General features: G+C 66.7%; 20 protein-coding genes. 8 read left to right on the top strand and 12 right to left on the bottom strand.

Going from position 1 to position 18,808, the window contains the following annotated elements:
• Positions 1 to 9 precede the first annotated feature (9 nt).
• A complete protein-coding gene (locus ASE72_RS10920; RefSeq protein WP_056020763.1) occupies positions 10 to 471 on the top strand; it encodes a MaoC family dehydratase in 462 nt (153 codons plus the stop codon).
• A 12-nt stretch (positions 472 to 483) separates the two neighbouring features.
• On the opposite strand, the gene ASE72_RS10915 is transcribed toward ASE72_RS10920, so the two are convergent.
• From ASE72_RS10915 to petA, 4 genes are all read right to left on the bottom strand, one after another.
• The gene (locus tag ASE72_RS10915) at positions 484 to 1,137 is read right to left on the bottom strand and encodes a hypothetical protein (protein ID WP_056020761.1); all 654 of its coding nucleotides are present in this window, start codon (positions 1,135 to 1,137) and stop codon (positions 484 to 486) included.
• 528 nt (positions 1,138 to 1,665) lie between these two features.
• Entirely contained in the window at positions 1,666 to 2,508 is an 843-nt protein-coding gene (locus ASE72_RS10910; RefSeq protein ID WP_056020759.1) for a cytochrome c1, read from the bottom strand.
• Positions 2,509 to 2,529: 21 nt separating this feature from the next.
• A complete protein-coding gene (locus ASE72_RS10905) occupies positions 2,530 to 3,828 on the bottom strand; it encodes a cytochrome b (RefSeq protein WP_056020756.1) in 1,299 nt (432 codons plus the stop codon).
• 10 nt (positions 3,829 to 3,838) lie between these two features.
• On the bottom strand, positions 3,839 to 4,405 hold the full coding sequence (gene petA / locus ASE72_RS10900) for a ubiquinol-cytochrome c reductase iron-sulfur subunit (protein WP_056022189.1): 567 nt from the start codon (positions 4,403 to 4,405) through the stop codon (positions 3,839 to 3,841).
• Positions 4,406 to 4,597: 192 nt separating this feature from the next.
• Between petA and ASE72_RS10895 the strand changes: the two genes are divergently transcribed.
• The 3 genes from ASE72_RS10895 (at position 4,598) to ASE72_RS10885 (ending at position 6,666) form a co-directional block, all read left to right on the top strand.
• Entirely contained in the window at positions 4,598 to 5,047 is a 450-nt protein-coding gene (locus tag ASE72_RS10895; protein ID WP_056020754.1) for a tRNA (cytidine(34)-2'-O)-methyltransferase, read from the top strand.
• A gap of 176 nt (positions 5,048 to 5,223) precedes the next feature.
• A complete protein-coding gene (hemF, locus tag ASE72_RS10890) occupies positions 5,224 to 6,066 on the top strand; it encodes an oxygen-dependent coproporphyrinogen oxidase (protein WP_056020751.1) in 843 nt (280 codons plus the stop codon).
• A 15-nt stretch (positions 6,067 to 6,081) separates the two neighbouring features.
• Positions 6,082 to 6,666: a GNAT family N-acetyltransferase gene (locus tag ASE72_RS10885; protein ID WP_056020749.1), complete on the top strand. Its 585-nt coding sequence runs from the start codon at positions 6,082 to 6,084 to the stop codon at positions 6,664 to 6,666.
• On the opposite strand, the gene ASE72_RS10880 is transcribed toward ASE72_RS10885, so the two are convergent.
• Complete coding sequence (locus ASE72_RS10880) at positions 6,663 to 7,403, bottom strand: hypothetical protein (RefSeq protein WP_056020746.1); 741 nt, start codon at positions 7,401 to 7,403, stop codon at positions 6,663 to 6,665. The genes ASE72_RS10885 and ASE72_RS10880 overlap by 4 nt on opposite strands.
• Positions 7,400 to 8,257, bottom strand: coding sequence for a hypothetical protein (locus tag ASE72_RS10875; RefSeq protein ID WP_056020744.1), 858 nt, complete (start codon positions 8,255 to 8,257; stop codon positions 7,400 to 7,402). The genes ASE72_RS10880 and ASE72_RS10875 overlap by 4 nt, the downstream gene beginning before the upstream one ends.
• A 324-nt stretch (positions 8,258 to 8,581) precedes the next feature.
• On the opposite strand from ASE72_RS10875, the gene lipB reads away from it, so the two are divergent.
• The 3 genes from lipB to ASE72_RS10860 all read left to right on the top strand — a co-directional run bounded on the left by lipB (position 8,582) and on the right by ASE72_RS10860 (position 10,546).
• The gene (lipB, locus tag ASE72_RS10870; protein WP_056022186.1) at positions 8,582 to 9,247 is read left to right on the top strand and encodes a lipoyl(octanoyl) transferase LipB; all 666 of its coding nucleotides are present in this window, start codon (positions 8,582 to 8,584) and stop codon (positions 9,245 to 9,247) included.
• 90 nt (positions 9,248 to 9,337) lie between these two features.
• Positions 9,338 to 9,601 carry a hypothetical protein gene (locus ASE72_RS10865; protein ID WP_056020741.1) on the top strand — a complete coding sequence of 88 codons (264 nt, stop codon included), beginning with the start codon at positions 9,338 to 9,340 and terminating at the stop codon, positions 9,599 to 9,601.
• A 237-nt stretch (positions 9,602 to 9,838) separates the two neighbouring features.
• Positions 9,839 to 10,546 (top strand): hypothetical protein, encoded by a 708-nt coding sequence (locus tag ASE72_RS10860; RefSeq protein ID WP_056020737.1) that lies wholly within the window; start codon positions 9,839 to 9,841, stop codon positions 10,544 to 10,546.
• 85 nt (positions 10,547 to 10,631) lie between these two features.
• On the opposite strand, the gene queE is transcribed toward ASE72_RS10860, so the two are convergent.
• From queE to ASE72_RS10835, 5 genes are all read right to left on the bottom strand, one after another.
• Positions 10,632 to 11,264 (bottom strand): 7-carboxy-7-deazaguanine synthase, encoded by a 633-nt coding sequence (gene queE, locus ASE72_RS10855; RefSeq protein WP_056020734.1) that lies wholly within the window; start codon positions 11,262 to 11,264, stop codon positions 10,632 to 10,634.
• A 2-nt stretch (positions 11,265 to 11,266) separates the two neighbouring features.
• Positions 11,267 to 11,971: a 7-cyano-7-deazaguanine synthase QueC gene (gene queC / locus ASE72_RS10850; protein WP_056020731.1), complete on the bottom strand. Its 705-nt coding sequence runs from the start codon at positions 11,969 to 11,971 to the stop codon at positions 11,267 to 11,269.
• 166 nt (positions 11,972 to 12,137) lie between these two features.
• On the bottom strand, positions 12,138 to 13,043 hold the full coding sequence (gene hslO, locus ASE72_RS10845) for an Hsp33 family molecular chaperone HslO (RefSeq protein WP_056022183.1): 906 nt from the start codon (positions 13,041 to 13,043) through the stop codon (positions 12,138 to 12,140).
• Between the two features lie 277 nt (positions 13,044 to 13,320).
• Positions 13,321 to 14,241, bottom strand: a complete 921-nt coding sequence (gene argF, locus ASE72_RS10840; RefSeq protein WP_056020728.1) for an ornithine carbamoyltransferase — start codon at positions 14,239 to 14,241, stop codon at positions 13,321 to 13,323.
• A 131-nt stretch (positions 14,242 to 14,372) separates the two neighbouring features.
• Positions 14,373 to 15,563 (bottom strand): aspartate aminotransferase family protein, encoded by a 1,191-nt coding sequence (locus ASE72_RS10835; protein WP_056020725.1) that lies wholly within the window; start codon positions 15,561 to 15,563, stop codon positions 14,373 to 14,375.
• Positions 15,564 to 15,810: 247 nt separating this feature from the next.
• On the opposite strand from ASE72_RS10835, the gene ASE72_RS10830 reads away from it, so the two are divergent.
• A complete protein-coding gene (locus ASE72_RS10830; RefSeq protein ID WP_056020722.1) occupies positions 15,811 to 16,608 on the top strand; it encodes a hypothetical protein in 798 nt (265 codons plus the stop codon).
• A gap of 117 nt (positions 16,609 to 16,725) precedes the next feature.
• On the opposite strand, the gene parE is transcribed toward ASE72_RS10830, so the two are convergent.
• Positions 16,726 to 18,729, bottom strand: a complete 2,004-nt coding sequence (gene parE / locus ASE72_RS10825) for a DNA topoisomerase IV subunit B (RefSeq protein ID WP_156350383.1) — start codon at positions 18,727 to 18,729, stop codon at positions 16,726 to 16,728.
• Positions 18,730 to 18,808 lie beyond the last annotated feature (79 nt).

Below are 18,808 nucleotides of genomic sequence, written 5' to 3'. Positions count from 1 at the left end.
AGCGGCGGCATGCAGTATTTCGAGGATATCTCGGTCGGCGCGACCGCGTCGTTCGGCCATTATGCGGTGACGCGCGAAGAGGTCACCGCCTTCGCCGCGAAATATGATCCGCAGCCCTTTCATTTGTCCGACGAGGCGGCGGCGCAGACGCATTTCGGACGGCTGTCGGCGAGCGGATGGCACACCTGCGCGATGGTGATGGCGATGGTGGTCGAGAATCTGAAGGCGAACCGGCAGGCGGGGCTTGGCTCGCCCGGGATCGACATGCTCAAATGGCTCAAGCCGGTCTATCCGGGTGACGCGCTGCGCTGTGAAACCGAGATCCTCGAAAAGCGCGTGTCCGCCAGCCGGCCCGAAATGGGAATCTACAAAAGCCTGATGCGCGTGTTCAACCAGGACGACGTGATGGTGATGACGTTCGTGTCGAACGGGCTGGTGCAGACGCGCCCCAAGGACGCGCCTGCAGTCTGACCCGTCTGGGACTTATTTGGGCGTGCGAATGCCCTCATAGGGGTTGCCGCCACCGCCGCGCCCACCGCCACGATAGCCATTGAAGCGCGGCGCGCTGCCGCGGTTCTGGCGATATTCGCGGCGATCCTGTCGCGCTTCCCCGCGATACGCCTGGCGTGCACCACGACGCTCTGCGCGGTACTGGTCGGGCGTGATCTGGCCGCTGCGCACCTGCCCGCGGTCGTCACGTCGGTCGCGACGGAAATCGCGGTTGGCCTCACGCCGATCGCCGCGATATTCGCGCGCCGCCGGGCTGTTGCCGCGGGCGAAGCCGCCCCAGTTGCCGTTGCCGCGATAGTCGCCGCGACGCCCCTGCCAATAGCGCTGCTGCGCGCCGTTCCAGCGATGGGGGCGACGGTACCGATCATAGACGAAGGCGCCCGACCCCGGATAATAATAGCCGTTGGACCAGCCATAATAGGAGCCGAGCCCGACGCCGGCATAGCCTGCGCCATACCCGCCCCCGTACCCGCCGCCAAAGCCGCCGAACCCGTCGTCATAGCCATAATAGGGATCGCTGGCGTACCCGATACCGCCGCCGCCATATCCATAGCCATCCGTGCAGCCGGCGACGCCAAGTCCGAGTCCGATGGTCAGACTGACCAAGCCTATGCGTTTGAAGAACATGAGAAATCTCCCATACGTGGAGAGCGGACCCAACGCGCCGCCATTCGCCGTATAACCCTATCGGCATACCGCAGGTTCCATGAACCGGTGCTGACGGGCGTCGGGGGCGGGGTTGCGAGAGGTTTGGTGGGGGGTGTGATTCCGGTCGGTCATGTGCGGTCGTGAGCACGCGTTCGAGAGCAACGGGAATCCGAACCCGCCCGCCCCCCGTCCGTCATCCTGACGAAAGTCAGGATCCAGGATCACGAACGCCAACGCTGCTTTACTCTGGATCCTGACTTTCGTCAGGATGACGGCGTGGGGGTGGGATTGGCTCCCTGAGCGCATAGGGCGCTTCTGATTCGGCATCAGGGCGGGCGTCGCGAGCGAGTATCGCCCTCGCGACGCTGATTTGCGAGAGCCCGCCGCCTAGCGCATCTCCACATTCACAAGGCCCGCACAGCAGAACGGCGGACCCGGCCTTGCCGGATCCGCCGTTCGAACCTTGGTCCAGAAATCACCCGACCCGCACGACGGCGGGCCGTGCGATCAATGTTTCACGTCGCGCCAGACGTTCTGGTACGCGCCCCAGGCGAGGCCGCAGAAGATCAGGATGAAGATGATCGACGCGAACCCGGCGGCATGGCGTGCCTCGAGATTGGGCTCGGCGGTCCAGGTCAGGAAGGCCGACACGTCGGTCGACATCTGATCCACGGTCGGCTTCGTCCCGTCCGCATAGGTCACCTGACCATCCGACGTCAGCGGCGGCGGCATCGCGATGTTCAGGTTCGCGAAATACGGGTTGTAGTGCAGTCCCTCGGGCGTCTTGGCATCCGGGAACTCCTGGAGCAGCTTGGCGGGCTGTGCCTGATAGCCAGTCAGCAGCGAATGGACATAGGCACCGCCGTCGTGACGCGCCTTGGTCATCAGCGAGAGATCGGGCGGCAGCGCGTTGTTGTTCGCGGCGCGCGCGGCGACCTCGTTGGCGAACGGCGACGGGAAACGATCCGACGGGATGTTCTTGCGCGTTGCCGGCTCGCCCGTCTCGGGATTGATCGACGGCTGCTCGATCACCCACTGGCTGGCGATAGCCTTAACCTCGGGCTCGGTATAGCCGATCTTCTGGAGGTCGCGGAACGCCACCAGCCGCAGCGAGTGACAGGCCGCGCAGACCTCCTTGTAGACCTGGAACCCGCGCTGGAGCTGACGGCGGTCGAAGCGACCGAACACGCCGTTCGACGCGATGTCGAGCTCCTTGGGGTGGTGGTGATATTCACTCTCGGCCGTCGGGGCCGCCGGATCCGTGATGGCCCCGGAGACGCTGCCGAACAGCGCGATACCGAGCACCAGGACGAAGGCCGCGCCGACGAGGGATGCGATGAGACGAACCATGTGTGTGTCCTCTAGTCCGTTTCAGTTCGCGGGGTTCGTCGCGAGCGCGGTGTGGGCAGGGCTAGTGCCGCCACGCTTGTTCAGAACCGCCTCAGTGATCGAGTTGGGAAGCGGCCGGGGCCGCTCCGACCGCGAGATCAGCGGCAGGATGATCAGGAAATGCGCGAAGTAATAGGCAGCGCAGATCTGGCTGAGGATCACGTAGAACGCCGTCGCCGGTGCGCCGCCGCAATAGCCGAGCACCAGGATGTCGACGACCAGCACCCAGAACGCGATCCGCGCCTTGGGCCGGTAATTGTTCGACCGCACCGGCGAATTGTCGAGCCAGGGCAGGAAGAACAGCAGCAGGATCGAGCCGAACATCGCCAGCACGCCCCACAGCTTCGCCGGCAGGATGAAATCCGCGGTGAAGGCGCGCAGGATCGCGTAGAACGGCCAGAAATACCATTCGGGGACGATGTGCGCGGGCGTCGAGAGCGGGTTCGCCGGGATGTAATTGTCCGGGTGGCCGAGATAGTTCGGGAAGAAGAACAGCAGGCCGGCAAACACGAGCAGGAAGATGCCGAGCCCGAAGCCGTCCTTCGCGGTGTAATAGGGGTGGAACGGGACGGTGTCCTGCTCGCCCTTCACGTCGACGCCGGTCGGGTTGTTCGAGCCCGGGATATGCAGCGCCCAGATGTGCAGGATGATGACGCCCGCGATCACGAACGGCAGCAGATAATGCAGCGAGAAGAAGCGGTTGAGCGCCGCGTTGTCCGGCGCGAATCCGCCGAGCAGCCAGATGCGGATGGTGTCGCCGACGAGCGGGATTGCCGAGAAGAAACCGGTGATGACCTGCGCGCCCCAGAAGCTCATCTGCCCCCAGGGGAGCACATAGCCCATGAACGCGGTCGCCATCATCAGCAGGAAGATCGTCACGCCGAGCAGCCACACCATCTCGCGTGGGGCCTTGTACGAGCCGTAATAGAGCCCGCGGAAGATGTGCGTGTAGACGACGATGAAGAACATCGACGCGCCGTTGGCGTGCGCATAGCGCAGGAACCAGCCCGCGTTGACGTCGCGCATGATGCTTTCGACCGAGTCGAATGCGACCGTGCCGTTGGCGGCATAATGCATCGCGAGCACGATGCCGGTGACGATCTGGATCGCCAGCGCGGCGCCGGCGAGGACGCCGAAGTTCCAGAAATAATTGAGGTTGCGCGGAACGGGATAACCGCCGCCGAGCGAGTTGTAGACGAGCCGGGGAACGGGAAGCCGCTCATCCAGCCACCGCGTCAGCGGCAGCTTCGGTTCGTATTGCTTGGCCCAGGGAAAGCTCATGTCGTTTTCCTCAGCCTACCGTGACGACGGTGTCGGAGTTGAAGGCATAGTCCGGCACGTGGAGGTTGGTCGGTGCAGGGCCTTTGCGGATGCGCGCGGCGGTGTCGTACGCCGAACCATGGCACGGGCAGAAATAGCCGCCGAACGGGCCCTTGTTCTCGCCCTCGCCCGCGCCGAGCGGGACGCAGCCGAGATGCGTGCAGACGCCCAGCGTAATCAGCCAGTTCTTCTTGCCCGCCTTGGTGCGCTCCTCGAGCGTCTGCGGATCGCGCAGCGTCGAGACGTCGACCGCGTCGGCCTCGGTGATTTCCTTCGGCGTCAGGTTGCGCACGAATAGCGGCTGCTTGCGGAACGACGTCTTGATCGCCTGGCCCGGCAGGATCTTCGACAGGTCGATCTCGGTGGTCGACTGCGCGAGCACGTCCGCGGACGGGTTCATCTGGTTGATGAGCGGCAGGACGATCGCGACCGCACCGACGCCGGCAAAGGAGACCGCGGCAATGTTGATAAAATCACGACGGCGTGGGTCGTGAGCCGCCTCTTCGAAGGGTTCTGGCGTTTCGCCTGGAGGAACCATGTCGTCGACTGCAGCCATTCATCTCGCCCTATACGTTCTTATATCGTGGGCACCGCGGGCAACGCGTTCGTTCGAACCGTATGCCCACCATGCCTGACCGTCCCCACGGAGGCAGGGGCGGTGATAGACGGCGCAACCCCGCTTTGCCAACAGCATTTTGACCCGGCGGGGTTTCCCGCTAGTGACCCGGCCATGCGTATCGCCCTCTACCAGCCTGATATCGCCGGCAATGTCGGCGCAATTCTGCGGACCGCCGCGTGCCTCGGATTGGGGGTCGACCTGATCGAACCGATGGGATTCACGTGGAGCGAAAAGGCGGTCGCGCGGTCCGGGATGGATTATGTCGGCGCGGTCGACGTCGTCCGGCACGTCGACTGGGACGCGTTCCTGGGACAGGTCAGCGGTCGGATCGTGCTGCTGACGACCAAGGGTGCGGTGCGGCTCGACGCGGCGGCGTTCCGTGCGGACGACGTCCTGCTGATGGGCAGCGAAGGCAAGGGCGTCCCCGACGACGTGCATGCGCGCGCCGACGTCCGCGTGGTGATCCCGATGCGGCCGGGGCTTCGTTCGATGAACATCTCGGTGGCGACCGCGATCGTCGCGGCAGAGGCCTTGCGGCAGACGGGCGGCTGGCCGGCCTAGGGGCTGGTTTTCGCCCCCGTCATCCTGACGAAAGTCAGGACCCAGGGTAACGCGCGCCGCCGTTTATGGCTCTGGGTCCTGACTTTCGTCAGGATGACGGGTCTCTGTGATGAGCGCCGTTTGCCTATTAACGGCCCCCCTCCCCGCCCCGTTCCGGATCGGGTAGGGATGGCGCCATGATCGAACTCGACCCCCAGCAAGCCGCCGCCCGTCACTGGTTCGAATCGCTGCGCGACCGCATCTGCGCGGCGTTCGAGGCGATCGAGCGCGAGGCGGGCTCCGATGCCGCGTTCGCCTATACGCCGTGGGACCGGATCGATCCGTCGGGCGGGCCGGGCGGCGGCGGCGTGATGGGCGTGATGAAGGGGCGCGTGTTCGAGAAGGTCGGCGTCAACGTCTCGACCGTCGGCGGCACGTTCGAGGGCGAGTTCGCCAAGTCGATCCACGGCGCGGGCGACGATCCGCGCTTCTTCGCGACCGGGATCAGCCTGGTCGCGCACATGGCGAACCCGCACGTGCCTGCGGTGCACATGAACTGCCGCTTCCTCAACACCACCAAGCGGTGGTTCGGCGGCGGCGGCGACCTCAACCCGCCGTTGCCGATCGCCGAGGACACCGCCGATTTCCACGCGACGATGAAGGCGGCGTGCGATGCGCACGACCCCGCTTATTATCCGCGGTTCAGGGACTGGGCCGAAACCTATTTCTACATCCCCCATCGCAAGGTGGAGCGCGGCGTCGGCGGGATCTTCTTCGATCATCTCGATGGCGATTTCGACGCGAATTTCGCGTTCACGCGCGATGTCGGCGAGGCGTTTCTCGACGCCTATCCGCGGATCGTGCGGCGGCGCATGGCAACACCCTTCACCCCGGCGGAAGAGGCCGCGATGCTCGAATGGCGCGGGCGCTATGCCGAATTCAACCTGGTTTATGACCGCGGGACGCTGTTCGGGCTGAAGACGGGCGGCAATATCGACGCGATCCTGATGAGCCTGCCGCCGCGCGCGACATGGTCGTGACGGGCGCCTGACGCGGTGGCGCTGATCCCGGTCGCGAACGACGTGCTGGCGACGATCGTCACCACGCTCGAGATGCGGCGCAGGCCGCCGCTTCGGCCGATCCCGGGGTCGCGCTTCCGGCTGGTGCGCTGGGAGCGCCCGGCGATCGACCGCTATCGCACGCTGTTCGCACGCGTCGGCGCACCGTGGCTGTGGTTCTCCCGGCTGGTGATGGCCGACGCGGCGCTGTCGGCGATCCTCGACGATCCGCTGATCCAGGTCCACGCGGTGATCGATCCGGCGGGGATCGAGGTCGGGATGGTCGAACTCGATTTCCGCCAGCCCGCCGCGTGCGAGATTTCGTATTTCGGGCTGGTGCCCGAGCTTGCCGGCCAGGGCCATGGCCGGTGGCTGATGGCGGAAACGCTGGCACGCGCGTGGACCAAGGGCGTCGAACGGGTGTGGCTGCACACCTGTACGCTCGACCATCCCGGCGCACTCGGCTTCTACCGGGCGCAGGGGTTTGTCGCGGTCAAGCGGACGATCGAGACGTTCCCCGATCCGCGCACCAGCGGCGTCCTGCCGCGCGACGCCGCGCCGCAGATCCCGCTACTCGCCTAACGATACAGCCGGCGATAGACCGAGACGGCGATCAGTGCGGTCGCGATCCCCGACGCGGTCGCCGCGACCGCCGCCCCTGCATCGACCAGCGCGATCGCTATGGGATTACCCTGCCCGCTGGCGCGCATTGCCCGGTCGAGCGCCATGAAGGGCGCGCCGAGCAGCCAGCCACTGAGATAGCTGAACGCCGAGAGCGACATGAGCTGCAGCCCGGCGCCACGCGTCAGCGACAGGCTGCGACGGATCGCGGCGAATGCGCCGATCGGCCCCTCGCTGACCAGCACGGGCCCGGTCAGCATCGTCCGCCCGAGAATATACAGGCCGGGCAGCGCATAGAGCAGCAGCCCCGCCCCCGCGGGCAGCGAGACGAGGATCATCGCCAGCAGATAGCGCGGCAGGATCGCGCCGCACCGCTTCAGCGCGGTCAGCACGTCGACGCGGTCGCGGTCGAGATACAGCGCGTAGACGAGCGCCATCCCGAAGAAGCTCAGCGCATAGGCCAGGCAATACCAGCCGCCGTTCGTCCCGGCCCAGTCGGTGACGGCCTCGGCCCAGGCCAAGGCCTGCGTCTCGTCGCCGCGCGCATCCGCTTCGGGCATGGGCGGGTCGGGAACCACCAGCGCCAGCGCGAAGGCCGGCAGGAACAGGAACGGTCCGACGATCCGCACCAGCAGATCGCGGTCCCGCTTGAACAGGGTCCAGGCGTCCTTCAGGACCCCGGCAAAGTCGATTTTCATTCGGCGGTCGGCTTCTCTCGTGTGGCGACATACAGCTGGGCGGTGAAGACATAGGCGAGCGCCATCAACGCTGCACTGACGAATGCGCCCGCAATGCCCGCTAGGAAAAGCGCGGTCGCGACCTGTTCGCCGCCAAGGATCAGCCGGAACACGAGCCCGACGACCGCCTGCGCGGCGAAGGTCGCGACGCCGAACACGATCGCGAACAGCAGCAGGACGCCGACAAGCCGCCATGTCAGCCCCCGGCTGAGCGCGATCGCGCGACGGATCGCGCCAAGGCCGAGCCGCTCGTTGAGCACCACCGCGGTGACGAGCATCAGCCGCGCACTGGCCCAGAAGGCGAGAATGACCAGCGCGAGCCCGTACAGGACGATGAAGATCGCCACGCCCGGCGCGAGCGACGGCATCGACTGCGGCGTGTTGGCGTTCGCCGCGTCCGATGCGGCGGCGAAGTCGAACCCGGTCGCGGCGAGCGCGATGACGATCGGCGCCATCAGCAGCAGCGCGATGATGCCGATTTCGAGCGAGACGCCGATCGTCGGCAGCAGCCGCGCGGTCGCCTGCCGATAGGCGGAGGATCGATCCGTCGACGGGTGCGTCGCCAGCGCCAGGATTGCGAGCGATCCCCAGATCGAGAGGACCGCCGACGCGATCCCGACCACGAACGTCAGCAGCTGCGCCGCGGGCGGCTGGGGCGCGAGCAGCACCAGGGCGCCGTTGACGATCGGGGGCAGCACCAGTGTCAGAAACGCGACCGACGCGATCACGCCGCTGCGCCCGCTGAGCACCTCGGTCGTCCGGTCCCAGACCCGCTCGATCGTCACCCGCCGTCCCGTCGTTCCGTCTGTCGCCATCTGCCTGATCCCCCGCACGATCCGAACCCAAGGCCCGAGCCCCAAGGCCCGGCCCCCAGCCCCGAGCAAAAGCCCCGGGCCATCCTCATGCCGACCTGTCCGCGGTCGCCGCGGGTCGATCGACCATAAGCGCGGAGGACTAGCCGAACCTCCCGACCTTGACCACCGGTGTCGATCGCGGACGCGCTGCACCGGAAACCGGGCTCGCTTGCATCGCGCCCCTCGAATGCGCAGATGGGCCTGGTGACGATATTTCCCACCCCTGGCACCGCCCCCGGCTCGCCCGATGCGGCCCAGCCCCCGGCCACGCCCGGTTCGCCGACCCTGCCGGGCGATATCGAATGGCGGACGAGCGCGGGGTTAAGCCCCTACGCCGCGTCGCTGGCGGAGATGGAGGCACGCGCGGCCGCGGTAACCGCGGGGGACGCACGCGAGCTGATCTGGCTGCTCGAGCATCCCCCGGTCTACACCGCGGGGACCAGCGCCGATCCGGTCGATCTGGTCGATCCGCGCTTTCCGGTGTTCGATACGGGGCGCGGCGGCAAATATACCTATCACGGCCCCGGTCAGCGGATCGGCTATCTCGTGCTCGACCTCGGCCGGCGGGGGCGCGACGTCCGCCGGTTCGTCCACGCGGTCGAGGACTGGGTGATCGCGGCGCTCGGCGAACTCGGCGTGGACGCGTTCTCCGTCGAGGGTCGGGTCGGAATCTGGACGCGCGACCCGTCGCTTGGCGGCCGCGAAGCCAAGATCGGCGCGATCGGCGTACGCGTCAAACGCTGGGTCACGCTGCATGGCTTTGCCGTCAACATCGACCCCGATCTCTCGCATTTCGGCGGAATCGTCCCCTGCGGACTCGCCGAATTTCCCGTGACGAGCCTGAAAGCGCTCGGCATTCGCGGCGATATGGCAACTTTTGATGCCGCCCTGGCGTTGACGCGCAGCACGTTCCTTGAAACACTTTCTTTGGCTCAAGAAAACGAGGCTTGAGGGCCAGGCCTTAACAGATTAATGTCCACCACGATTTGGGTATATACCTGGCCTTCAGGGCTACCAAATCCTCTATCTAGGGAGCTTCCAATGCGTTCACTCATCTCCAAGGTTCTGACCGGCTCGCTGATCGCCAGCGCAGCACTCGCCGTTTCGGCATGCGGTCCGAAGACCGAGACGACCGACAACACGATGGTCACCGACATGAATGCCACCGAGGGCATGGACACGATGACCGACAACATGACCGCCGTTGACGGTGCGATGAACGACGGCATGATGGCCAACGACACCATGATGGCGAACGACACGATGATGTCGAACGACACCATGATGACCAACAACATGATGTAATTTCCGGTTCCGGAAATTGACGTGATGCGGAGGGCCGCCCGGGAAACCGGGCGGCCCTTTGTCATTCCGGCGATCGGGCCGGGTACCGGTGACCGCTGCTCGTTTCGGTTGCGACGAAAAAGCGACGCGAGAGCCGCCACGAAGCGCCTGTCCAAAGGTTCCAACCCCTCGAAAACAGTTGGGAGTTGCCGCGAAACGCTCTAGAATCGCTGGCAGCGAATGCCCGGGGAGTTGGGAATGAAGATGGTGCGTACTGCGCTGGCGCTTTGCGCGGCGACGGGGGGAATGGCGCTGGCACAGCCCGCTTCCGCCCAGTTTTTTCTGCAGTCCCGTGATTTTTCGGCACCCGCCGTCACGGGCGACGAGGCGGATCTCGGCCAGGCGATGCCCGACGCGACCCCCGCCGAACGCCGTGCGGCGATGGTCTGGCACATGCGCGCCGCGCTGAACGTCGCGGCGCTGCAATGCCAGTTCGAGCCGACGCTGCTGACCGTGTCGAACTATAACGCGATCCTCGACGACCATGACGTCGAGCTCAAGACCGCGTTCGACACGATCAGCAAATACTTCCTGCGCGTCAACAAGGCCAAGGGCGTCAAGGCCGGACAGGCCGCACTCGACCAGTTCGGGACGCGGACCTATTCGAACTTCGCGACCGTCGCGGCGCAATATGGCTTTTGCCAGACCACCGCGTCGATCGGCCGTGACGCGCTGTTCACGCCGCGCGGCCAGTTCGGCGACCTGACGCTGGCGCGCACGCGCGAGCTGCGCAACAGCCTGATCCCGTGGGGCGAGCAGCGCTTCCCGCGCTATATCGGGCGCGACCGCGTCAAGATGCCGCGGCTCGATGCGATCTGCTGGAACAAGAAGGCCGAATGGGTCGCCAAGAAGTGCGGCGCACAGGACTGGCCGCCCGCCGTGGGCGTTGGCATCGCCAACCGCTGAGCATGACGCCCCCGGGTCCCGATGGGCCGGGGGTTTTTCCTGGGTCCTGACGTTCGTCGGGAGGACGCGACGCGCGAGCGCCGGTCTAGCGCAGACCCAGCATCTTGTGCGTCTGGAGCGACAGCCGCCATTGCGGGCGCTCCATCACCAGCGCGACGCACGCGTCGCGGTTCGCATCCGCCTGCGGGTCGTCGAGCGGCTGGAGCAGCAGGTTGGCGAAGTCCCAGCGCTCCACGTCGGCGATGTCGGTGCCGGGCTGCGGCCAGACCAGCTTCAACTCGTCGCCGCTGCGCTGGACGACGATGCTGCCCGCCTTCGGGCTGATGCAGACCCAGTCGATCCCGGGGTGGACCGGGAGCGTCCCGTTGCTCTCGATCGCGATCCTGAAGCCCGCGGCGTGGAGCGCGTCGACGATCGCATCGTCGATCTGGAGCATCGGCTCCCCCCCGGTCAGCACGACGAAGCGGTCCTGCTCGCCTGCGCCCCAGAAGCCCGAAACCGCGTCGGCAAGCGCCTGCGCATCGGCGAACTTGCCGCCGCCCAGACCGTCGGTGCCGACGAAATCGGTGTCGCAGAAGCGGCATACTGCGGTGCTGCGGTCCTGCTCGCGCCCCGACCAGAGGTTGCAGCCGGCAAAGCGCACGAACACCGCGCGACGCCCGGCGTTCACGCCCTCGCCCTGCAGCGTCAGGAACATTTCCTTGACCGCATAGCTCATCGTCAGACGGGCTTCACGGCATAGAGCGTGGGATCGGCGATCCCCGCCTCGTCGAAACCGCGCGACCGCAGGCGACAGCTGTCGCACTCGCCGCAATGCCTGCCGTCGGGGGTCGGATCGTAGCACGACCAGCTGAGCCCGAGATCGAGCCCGAGCCGCGTGCCCTCGCGGACGATATCCGCCTTGGTCATGTGCTGGAGCGGCGCCTGGATGCGGAACGGATCACCCTCGACTCCGGCCTTGGTCGCGAGTTCGGCGAGCCCCTCGAACGCGGCGATGAATTCGGGGCGGCAATCGGGATAGCCCGAATAATCGAGCGCGTTGACGCCGATATAGATGTCGCGCGCGCCCGCCGCCTCGGCCCAGCCGAGCGCGAGGCTGAGGAAGATCGTGTTGCGCGCAGGCACGTAGGTGACGGGGATGCCGCCGCCGTCCTCGGTGCCGAGGCCGTCCTTGGGCACGGCGATATCGGCGGTCAAAGCCGAGCCGCCAAACGCCGACAGGTCCATCGGCAGGACGATATGGCGTTCGGCGCCGAGCGCGGTGGCGACGTTGCGGGCGGCGTCGAGCTCGATACGGTGGCGCTGATTGTAATCGAACGACAGCGCGAGGAGGCGGCGCCCGGAGTCGCGCAGCATCGCCGCGGAAACCATCGAGTCGAGGCCGCCCGAGACGAGGGCGACCGCTAGGGGAGCAGGAGATGTCATGATGCGCGACGCGCTAGGCCAGACCGCGGCAAAAAGAAAGGGCCGCCCGAAGGCGGCCCTGAGGTTGGCGCTTGCAGCGCCTCAAGGGAGAAACGTGCTGAAACCTGTAAAGCACGAGGAGACCGATACCGCCGCAAGGTGAAGGCCGCGTTAACGAGGCCGCGTTTCAGGCATCAACCGGGACCGGAAATTTCTTCGCGCAGAACGCACAGTCGACCTGGATGAAGCCGGTTTCGTCCGCCATCGACCGGCGCTCGTCGAGCGGGAACTTCGCGATCACGCCCTTGATATAGTCGGGGTCGCAGCGACAGCCGCGCATGATCGGGATGTCGGCGAGGATGCGGACATCCTCCTCCTCGTTGAACAGCCGCCACACGAGCGTCTCGAGCGGGAGCGCCGCGTCGGTGAGTTCGTCCGCGCCCATCGTGCCCCCGAGCGTGGCGACATGCTCCCATTCGGGATGGTCGAGCTTGGTATGCAGCCGCTCGCGCCCGTCCTCGCCTTCGGGAAGGTGCTGGAGGAACAGACCGCCCGCGACGCAGCGACCGTCTGGCCCCTTGGCCATGCCGGTGCGCACCATCGTCGGAATCTGTTCGGACTGCGTGAAATAGCTCTGCGCCGCCTGCGACAGCGTGTCGCCGTCGAGCGGGACAATACCCTGATAGCGCTCGTTGCTGCTCGCCATGTCGAACGTGATCGCGAGATAGCCCGCGCCGAACAGCGCGAACAGGCTCGGCTCGGCGGGGACTTCGGCGAGCTTGGCGGCGTCATATTCGATGTACCCGCGGACTTCGCCGCCGCGGTAATCGCAGACCAGCAGCTGGACGACGCCATTGTCCGTGCGCGTCTGCATCGTCAGCTGGCCGCTCGAATCCTTCAGCGTCGAGCCGATCAGCGCGGCGAGCGTCAGCGCCTCGGCGAGCAGCTTCTCGATCGCGGGCGGATAGGCGTGCGCCGCGAGCACCTCGTCGAGTGCGGTGCCGAGGCGGACGACACGGCCGCGGGCGCTGCGGGCGGGAATCGCGAACGCCAGCGCGCGGTCGAGATCGGTCATGTTGGGGTCGTTCACCATCATTCCTTCGTCATTCCCCACGCCGTCGTCATCCCCGCGCAGGCGGGGATCCAGAGCGGCAAGCGCTCATGGGCTGACCGTGAGCTCGGAGTTCCTGGATTCCCGCCTCCGCGGGAATGACGGAAATGGGGGCGCGCAAGCGCTCGATCAACCGATCGGGCGCCCGGTCTCGCCCCCGTCCGTCGCCCCAGCGAAAGCTGGGGTATCCCGATTGGCGGACGCTGCGGCCCGAACGGGGAGATCCCAGCTTTCGCTGGGATGACGGATCAGATCCAGACTAGCCGATCTGCCCGAAGCACCAGCGCAGCACCGATTTCTGCGCGTGGAGGCGGTTTTCGGCCTCCTGCCAAATCAGCGACTGCGGGCCGTCGATCACCTCGGGCGTGACCTCCTCGCCGCGATGCGCGGGGAGGCAGTGGAGGAACTTCGCGTCGGGCTTGGCGCGCGCCATCAGCGCCGCGTCGACCTGATACGGCGTCAGCGCCTTCAGCTTGGTCTCGGCATGTGCCTGTCCCATCGAGATCCAGGTGTCGGTGACGATGATGTCCGCCCCCTCGACCGCCTCTTGCGGTGACGCCACGACCTTCGCACGGCCCTTGCCGAGCGCGACGTCCGTGTCGGTCGGCTGATAGCCTTGCGGACAGGCGGCGACGACGTCGAACTGCATCAGCCCCGCCGCCTCGACGATCGAGGCGAGCACGTTGTTGCCATCGCCCAGCCACGCGACCTTGAGCCCGGGCAGCGTCTTGCCGCACTCGATGATCGTCAGCAGGTCAGCCATGATCTGGCACGGATGCGACGCGTCGGTCAGGCCGTTGATGACGGGGACGCTGGCGTAATGCGCCATCTCCTCGATCTTGGCGTGATCGTCGGTGCGGATCATGATCGCGTCGACATAGCCCGACAGGACGCGCGCGGTGTCGGCGACCGATTCGCCGCGCCCAAGCTGCATCGAGCCCGCGTCGGACACGATCGAGGTGCCGCCGAGCTGGCGGATCGCCATGTCGAACGAGAAGCGCGTGCGGGTGGAATTCTTCTCGAACACCATCGCGAGCGTATGGCCGGCGAGCGGCGCATCGGCGTCCGCGCGGCCCTTGGGGAAGCCCGCGCGCGCGGCCTTGCGATCGAGCGCGTCGGCGAGCATCGCGGCGATACCGTCGGCGCCGGCGTCGGTGAGGTTCAGGAAATGGCGGGTCATAAAGTCTTCCCCTGCAAGGAAAGGGGGACCGCTCGCGCAGCGAGGCGTGGATGCGTTTCCACGATCACTGGGGGCGACACCCCTCCACCAGCTGTGCTGGCCCCCTCCCCCGCTGGGGGAGGGGTAGATGGTCAATCGTCGGCGGCGGGCACATAAACGCGCGCAGCGGTCGACAGCTTGTCGATGCACTCGGCGATGTGGTTCTCGTCGATCACCAGCGGCGGCAGGATGCGGATGACGTTCTCGCCCGCCGACACCAGCAGCAGATTGTGATGATCGCGCGCAAACGCGACGAACGCGCGGCTGTCGCTCTTGAGCTTGAGCCCGAGCATCAGCCCGGTGCCGCGGACGCTGTCGAACAGGTGATCGTGATTGGGGATCATCTGCTCGAGCCCCTGCCGCAGCCGGTCGCCCATCGTGGCGACATGATCGAGGAACCCGTCCTCGAGGATCACGTCGAGGATCGCCTCGCCCGCCGCCATCGCGAGCGGGTTGCCGCCATAGGTCGAGCCGTGCGTGCCCGCGACCATGCCCTTGGCCGCCTCCTCGGTCGCGAGGCACGCGCCGAGCGGGAAGCCGCCGCCGATGCCCTTGGCGACCGACATGATGTCGGGGGTGATGCCGTACAGCTCGTGCGCGAAGAACTTGCCGGTCCGGCCATAGCCGCACTGGACCTCGTCGAGGACGAGCAGCAGGCCGTGCTCGTCGCACGCTTTCCGCAGACCCTGGAGGAATTCGGGGCTCGCCTGGCGTATACCGCCCTCGCCCTGGATCGGCTCGACCAGGAACCCTGCCGTATGGTCGTCGATCAGCGCGAGCGCGCCTTCGAGATCGTTGAACTTGGCATAGGCGAATCCGGGCAGCAGCGGCTCGAACCCGTCGCGCATCTTGGCCTGGTTGGTCGCCGAGATCGCACCCAGCGTGCGGCCGTGGAACGCGGTGTCGAACGTGATCAGCGTGTGCCGCTCGGGATTGCCGTTGGCGAAATGATAGCGCCGCGCGGTCTTGATCGCGCACTCCACCGCTTCCGCACCCGAGTTGGTGAAGAACACGGTGTCCGCAAACGTGTTGTCGACGAGGCGCTGCGCGAGATGTTCGCCCTGCGGGCTGCCGTACAGGTTCGACACGTGCATCAGCGTGGCGGCCTGGTCGGCGATCGCCTTGGTCAGATGCGGGTGCGCGTGGCCGAGCGCGTTGACCGCGATGCCGCTGGCGAAATCGAGATATTGCTGGCCGTCCTCACCGAAGAGGTACGCGCCCTCGCCTCGGACCGGACGCACGCCACACCGCGGGTAGACGGGCATGAGCGGGGTGATGGTCACAGGCGCTTCCTCTTCGAAACGAGAAGGGCGGCCCGTGATGGACCGCCCCGGAGGCGCCTGATACCGGTGACGGGGGATGGGCGTCAACACCGCGGGCGACGTGCGCTGCTCTGTCCTATCCGTACCAAGACGCGGACGTCGCTTGCGGCACCCCGGCGGCGCGCGCAGTCTTCGCGCCGGCCCGGTCCGACGTCGCAAACGCGCCCGCCCGAGTCGAGTCGCGTCCCCATCGAGAGGAGGTTGACGGATGAAACGCTTTGCGACCGGCCTGGCCCTGCTGCTGGCCACGGCCCTTGCCACCACCCCCGCGCTTGCCAGGGGGGTGTTCGACGGCACCTGGAAAGGAGACGTAAGGGCAGGCAAACCCGCGGAGAAACCCTCGATCGTCCTCGTCCAGGCGGGCATCTTCAGCTGCACGACGTGCAAGCCCGCGCTCAAATTCCCCGCCGATGGCGCATTTCACCCGATCGCCGGCAACCCCTATTATGATGCGGCGTCGGTTGCCGTGGTCGATGCGACGACGATCAAGCGGGCGTTCCGGAAGGGCGGCAAAACGGTCGCCGAGGCGACGGTGACGCTGGCCGCGGACGGGCAGAGTTCGTCGTCCGCCTTCGTCGACCGCACCGCCCCGAGCGGCGTCGAGGTGACGGGGACGACGGTCAACGCACGCGTCGCGCCTGCCCCGGCGGGCGCGCATGCGTTATCGGGCGCGTGGCGCGAAACCACCGATACGCAGGTGTCCGACACGGGCCTCGTCTTCACCTTCGCGCAGGAGGGCAAGACGATGACCTTCTCGACGCCGACCGGCATATCCTATGTCGCGACGATCGACGGCCCAGCGGCGGCGGTGACCGGCGACCCGGGGTGGACGAAGGTCGCGCTGAAACAGACCGGACCGACGACGCTGGTCGAAACGGACTATGAAGGCGACGTGCCGATCGGCACCTACACCATGTCGCTGTCGCTCGACGGCACGACGATGACCAGCGCGGTCAACGACCTGAAGTTCGGGAAGACCTCGACGATGGTCGCCCACCGGCAGTGATCCGGGGGCAGTGATCCGGGGGCAGTGATCCGGGGGCAGTGATCCGGGGGCAGTGATCCGGGGCAGTGATGCGGGGGCAGCGGGGCGGCGATCGGACCGCCCCCGCTGCCCCAACGATCACGCGTCGATCGCTTCCTCGTCGAGCCGGCCGGCATTCTCCTGGATGAAGGCGAAGCGGTGCGCGGGGTTGTTGCCCATCAGGCGGTCGACGAGATCCTTCACCCCTGCGCGTTCCTCATATTCCTGCGGCAGCGTGATGCGGAGCATGCCGCGCGTCGCGGGGTCCATCGTCGTCTCGCGGAGCTGGCCGGGGTTCATCTCGCCAAGCCCCTTGAAGCGGCCGACGTCGACCTTCTTGCCCTTGAACACCGTGCGTTCGAGTTCGGCGCGATGCGCGTCGTCGCGCGCATAGACGCTCTTCGTGCCGACGGTCAGGCGATAGAGCGGCGGCTGCGCGAGATAGAGGTGCCCGCGGCGGACGATGTCGGGCATCTCCTGGAAGAAGAACGTCATCAGCAACGTCGCGATATGCGCGCCATCGACATCGGCGTCGGTCATGATGACGACGCGCTCGTAGCGCAGATTGTCCGCGACACAGTCTTTCCGCGTGCCGCAGCCAAGCGCGAGCGTCAGGTCGGCGATTTCCTGGTTCGCGAAGATCTTCGCACTCGTCGCCGACGCGACGTTGAGGATCTTGCCGCGGATTGGCAGGATCGCCTGCGTCTTGCGATCGCGCGCCTGCTTCGCCGAGCCGCCGGCCGAATCACCCTCGACGATGAACAGCTCGGTCCCTTCGGGCGAGTTGGCGGAGCAGTCGGTCAGCTTGCCGGGCAGGCGCAATTTTCGCGCAGACGTTGCGGTCTTGCGCTTGACGTCGCGTTCCTGCTTGCGGCGAAGGCGCTCGTCCATCCGCTCGAGCACATAGTTCAGCAGCGCCTTGCCGCGGTCCATGTTGTGGCTGAGGAAATGATCGAAATGGTCGCGCACCGCCTTTTCGACGAGCCCCGCGGCCTCGGGGCTGGTGAGGCGATCCTTGGTCTGGCTCTGGAACTGCGGTTCGCGGATGAACACCGACAGCATCAGCTCGCTGCCGATCATCACGTCGTCCGCGCTGATATCCTTGGTCTTCTTGTTGCCGACCAGATCGCCGAACGCGCGCAGGCCGCGCACCAAAGCCTGCCGCAGGCCCTGTTCGTGCGTGCCGCCATCGGGGGTCGGGATGGTGTTGCAATACCAGCTGTACGAGCCGTCGCTCCACAGCGGCCACGCGATCGCCCATTCGACGCGGCCCTGCGTCTCGCCCTGCGCGCTCGGGAAATCCTGCGAGCCCGAGAAGAAGTCTGCGGTCGCGCATTCGCGACCCGCGACCTGGTCGCGCAGATGGTCGGCGAGCCCGCCGGGGAACTGGAACACCGCCTGCGCGGGCGTATCGTCGCTGATCAGCTCGGGTGCGCAGTGCCAGCGGATCTCGACGCCCGCGAACAGATAGGCCTTGGAGCGGACAAGCTTGTGCAGCCGCTGCGGCTTGAAGTTGAGCTCGTTGCCGAAGATCTCGGTATCGGGGGTGAAGGCGACGCTGGTGCCGCGGCGGTTGGGGGTGGTCCCGAGCCGCTCGATCGGGCCGAGCGTCTGCCCCTTGGCGAAGCGTTGGCGGTAGAGCTGGCGGTCGCGCGCGACCTCGACGACGGTGTCCGACGACAGCGCGTTGACGACGCTGATGCCGACGCCGTGCAGACCGCCCGAGGTCGCATAGGCCTTGCCCGCGAACTTGCCGCCCGAATGCAGCGTCGAGAGGATCACCTCGAGCGCGGACTTGTCGGGGAATTTGGGATGCGGATCGACCGGGATGCCGCGGCCATTGTCGACGATCGTCAGCCGGTTGCCGGGCTCGAGCGTGACCTCGATCCGCGTCGCGTGACCCGCGACCGCCTCGTCCATCGCATTGTCGAGCACTTCGGCGGCGAGATGGTGCAGCGCGCGCTCGTCGGTGCCGCCGACATACATGCCCGGGCGGCGGCGGACGGGTTCGAGCCCCTCGAGCACCTCGATCGAGGAGGCATCATAGGTCGGGGCGGTCTTGGGCTGGGACGTGAACAGGCCTTCTGGCAGGTCTTCTGGCATGGCTCGGTATATGGCGCAGCCGGCGATCCACGCAAGCGATCAGCGCTGTTGCGCGAAAGCCACACCATGAACTTTCTGT

This window comes from Sphingomonas sp. Leaf20 (assembly GCF_001421535.1).
Classification (GTDB): domain Bacteria; phylum Pseudomonadota; class Alphaproteobacteria; order Sphingomonadales; family Sphingomonadaceae; genus Sphingomonas.
This window is presented reverse-complemented; position numbering and strand designations above follow the sequence as displayed.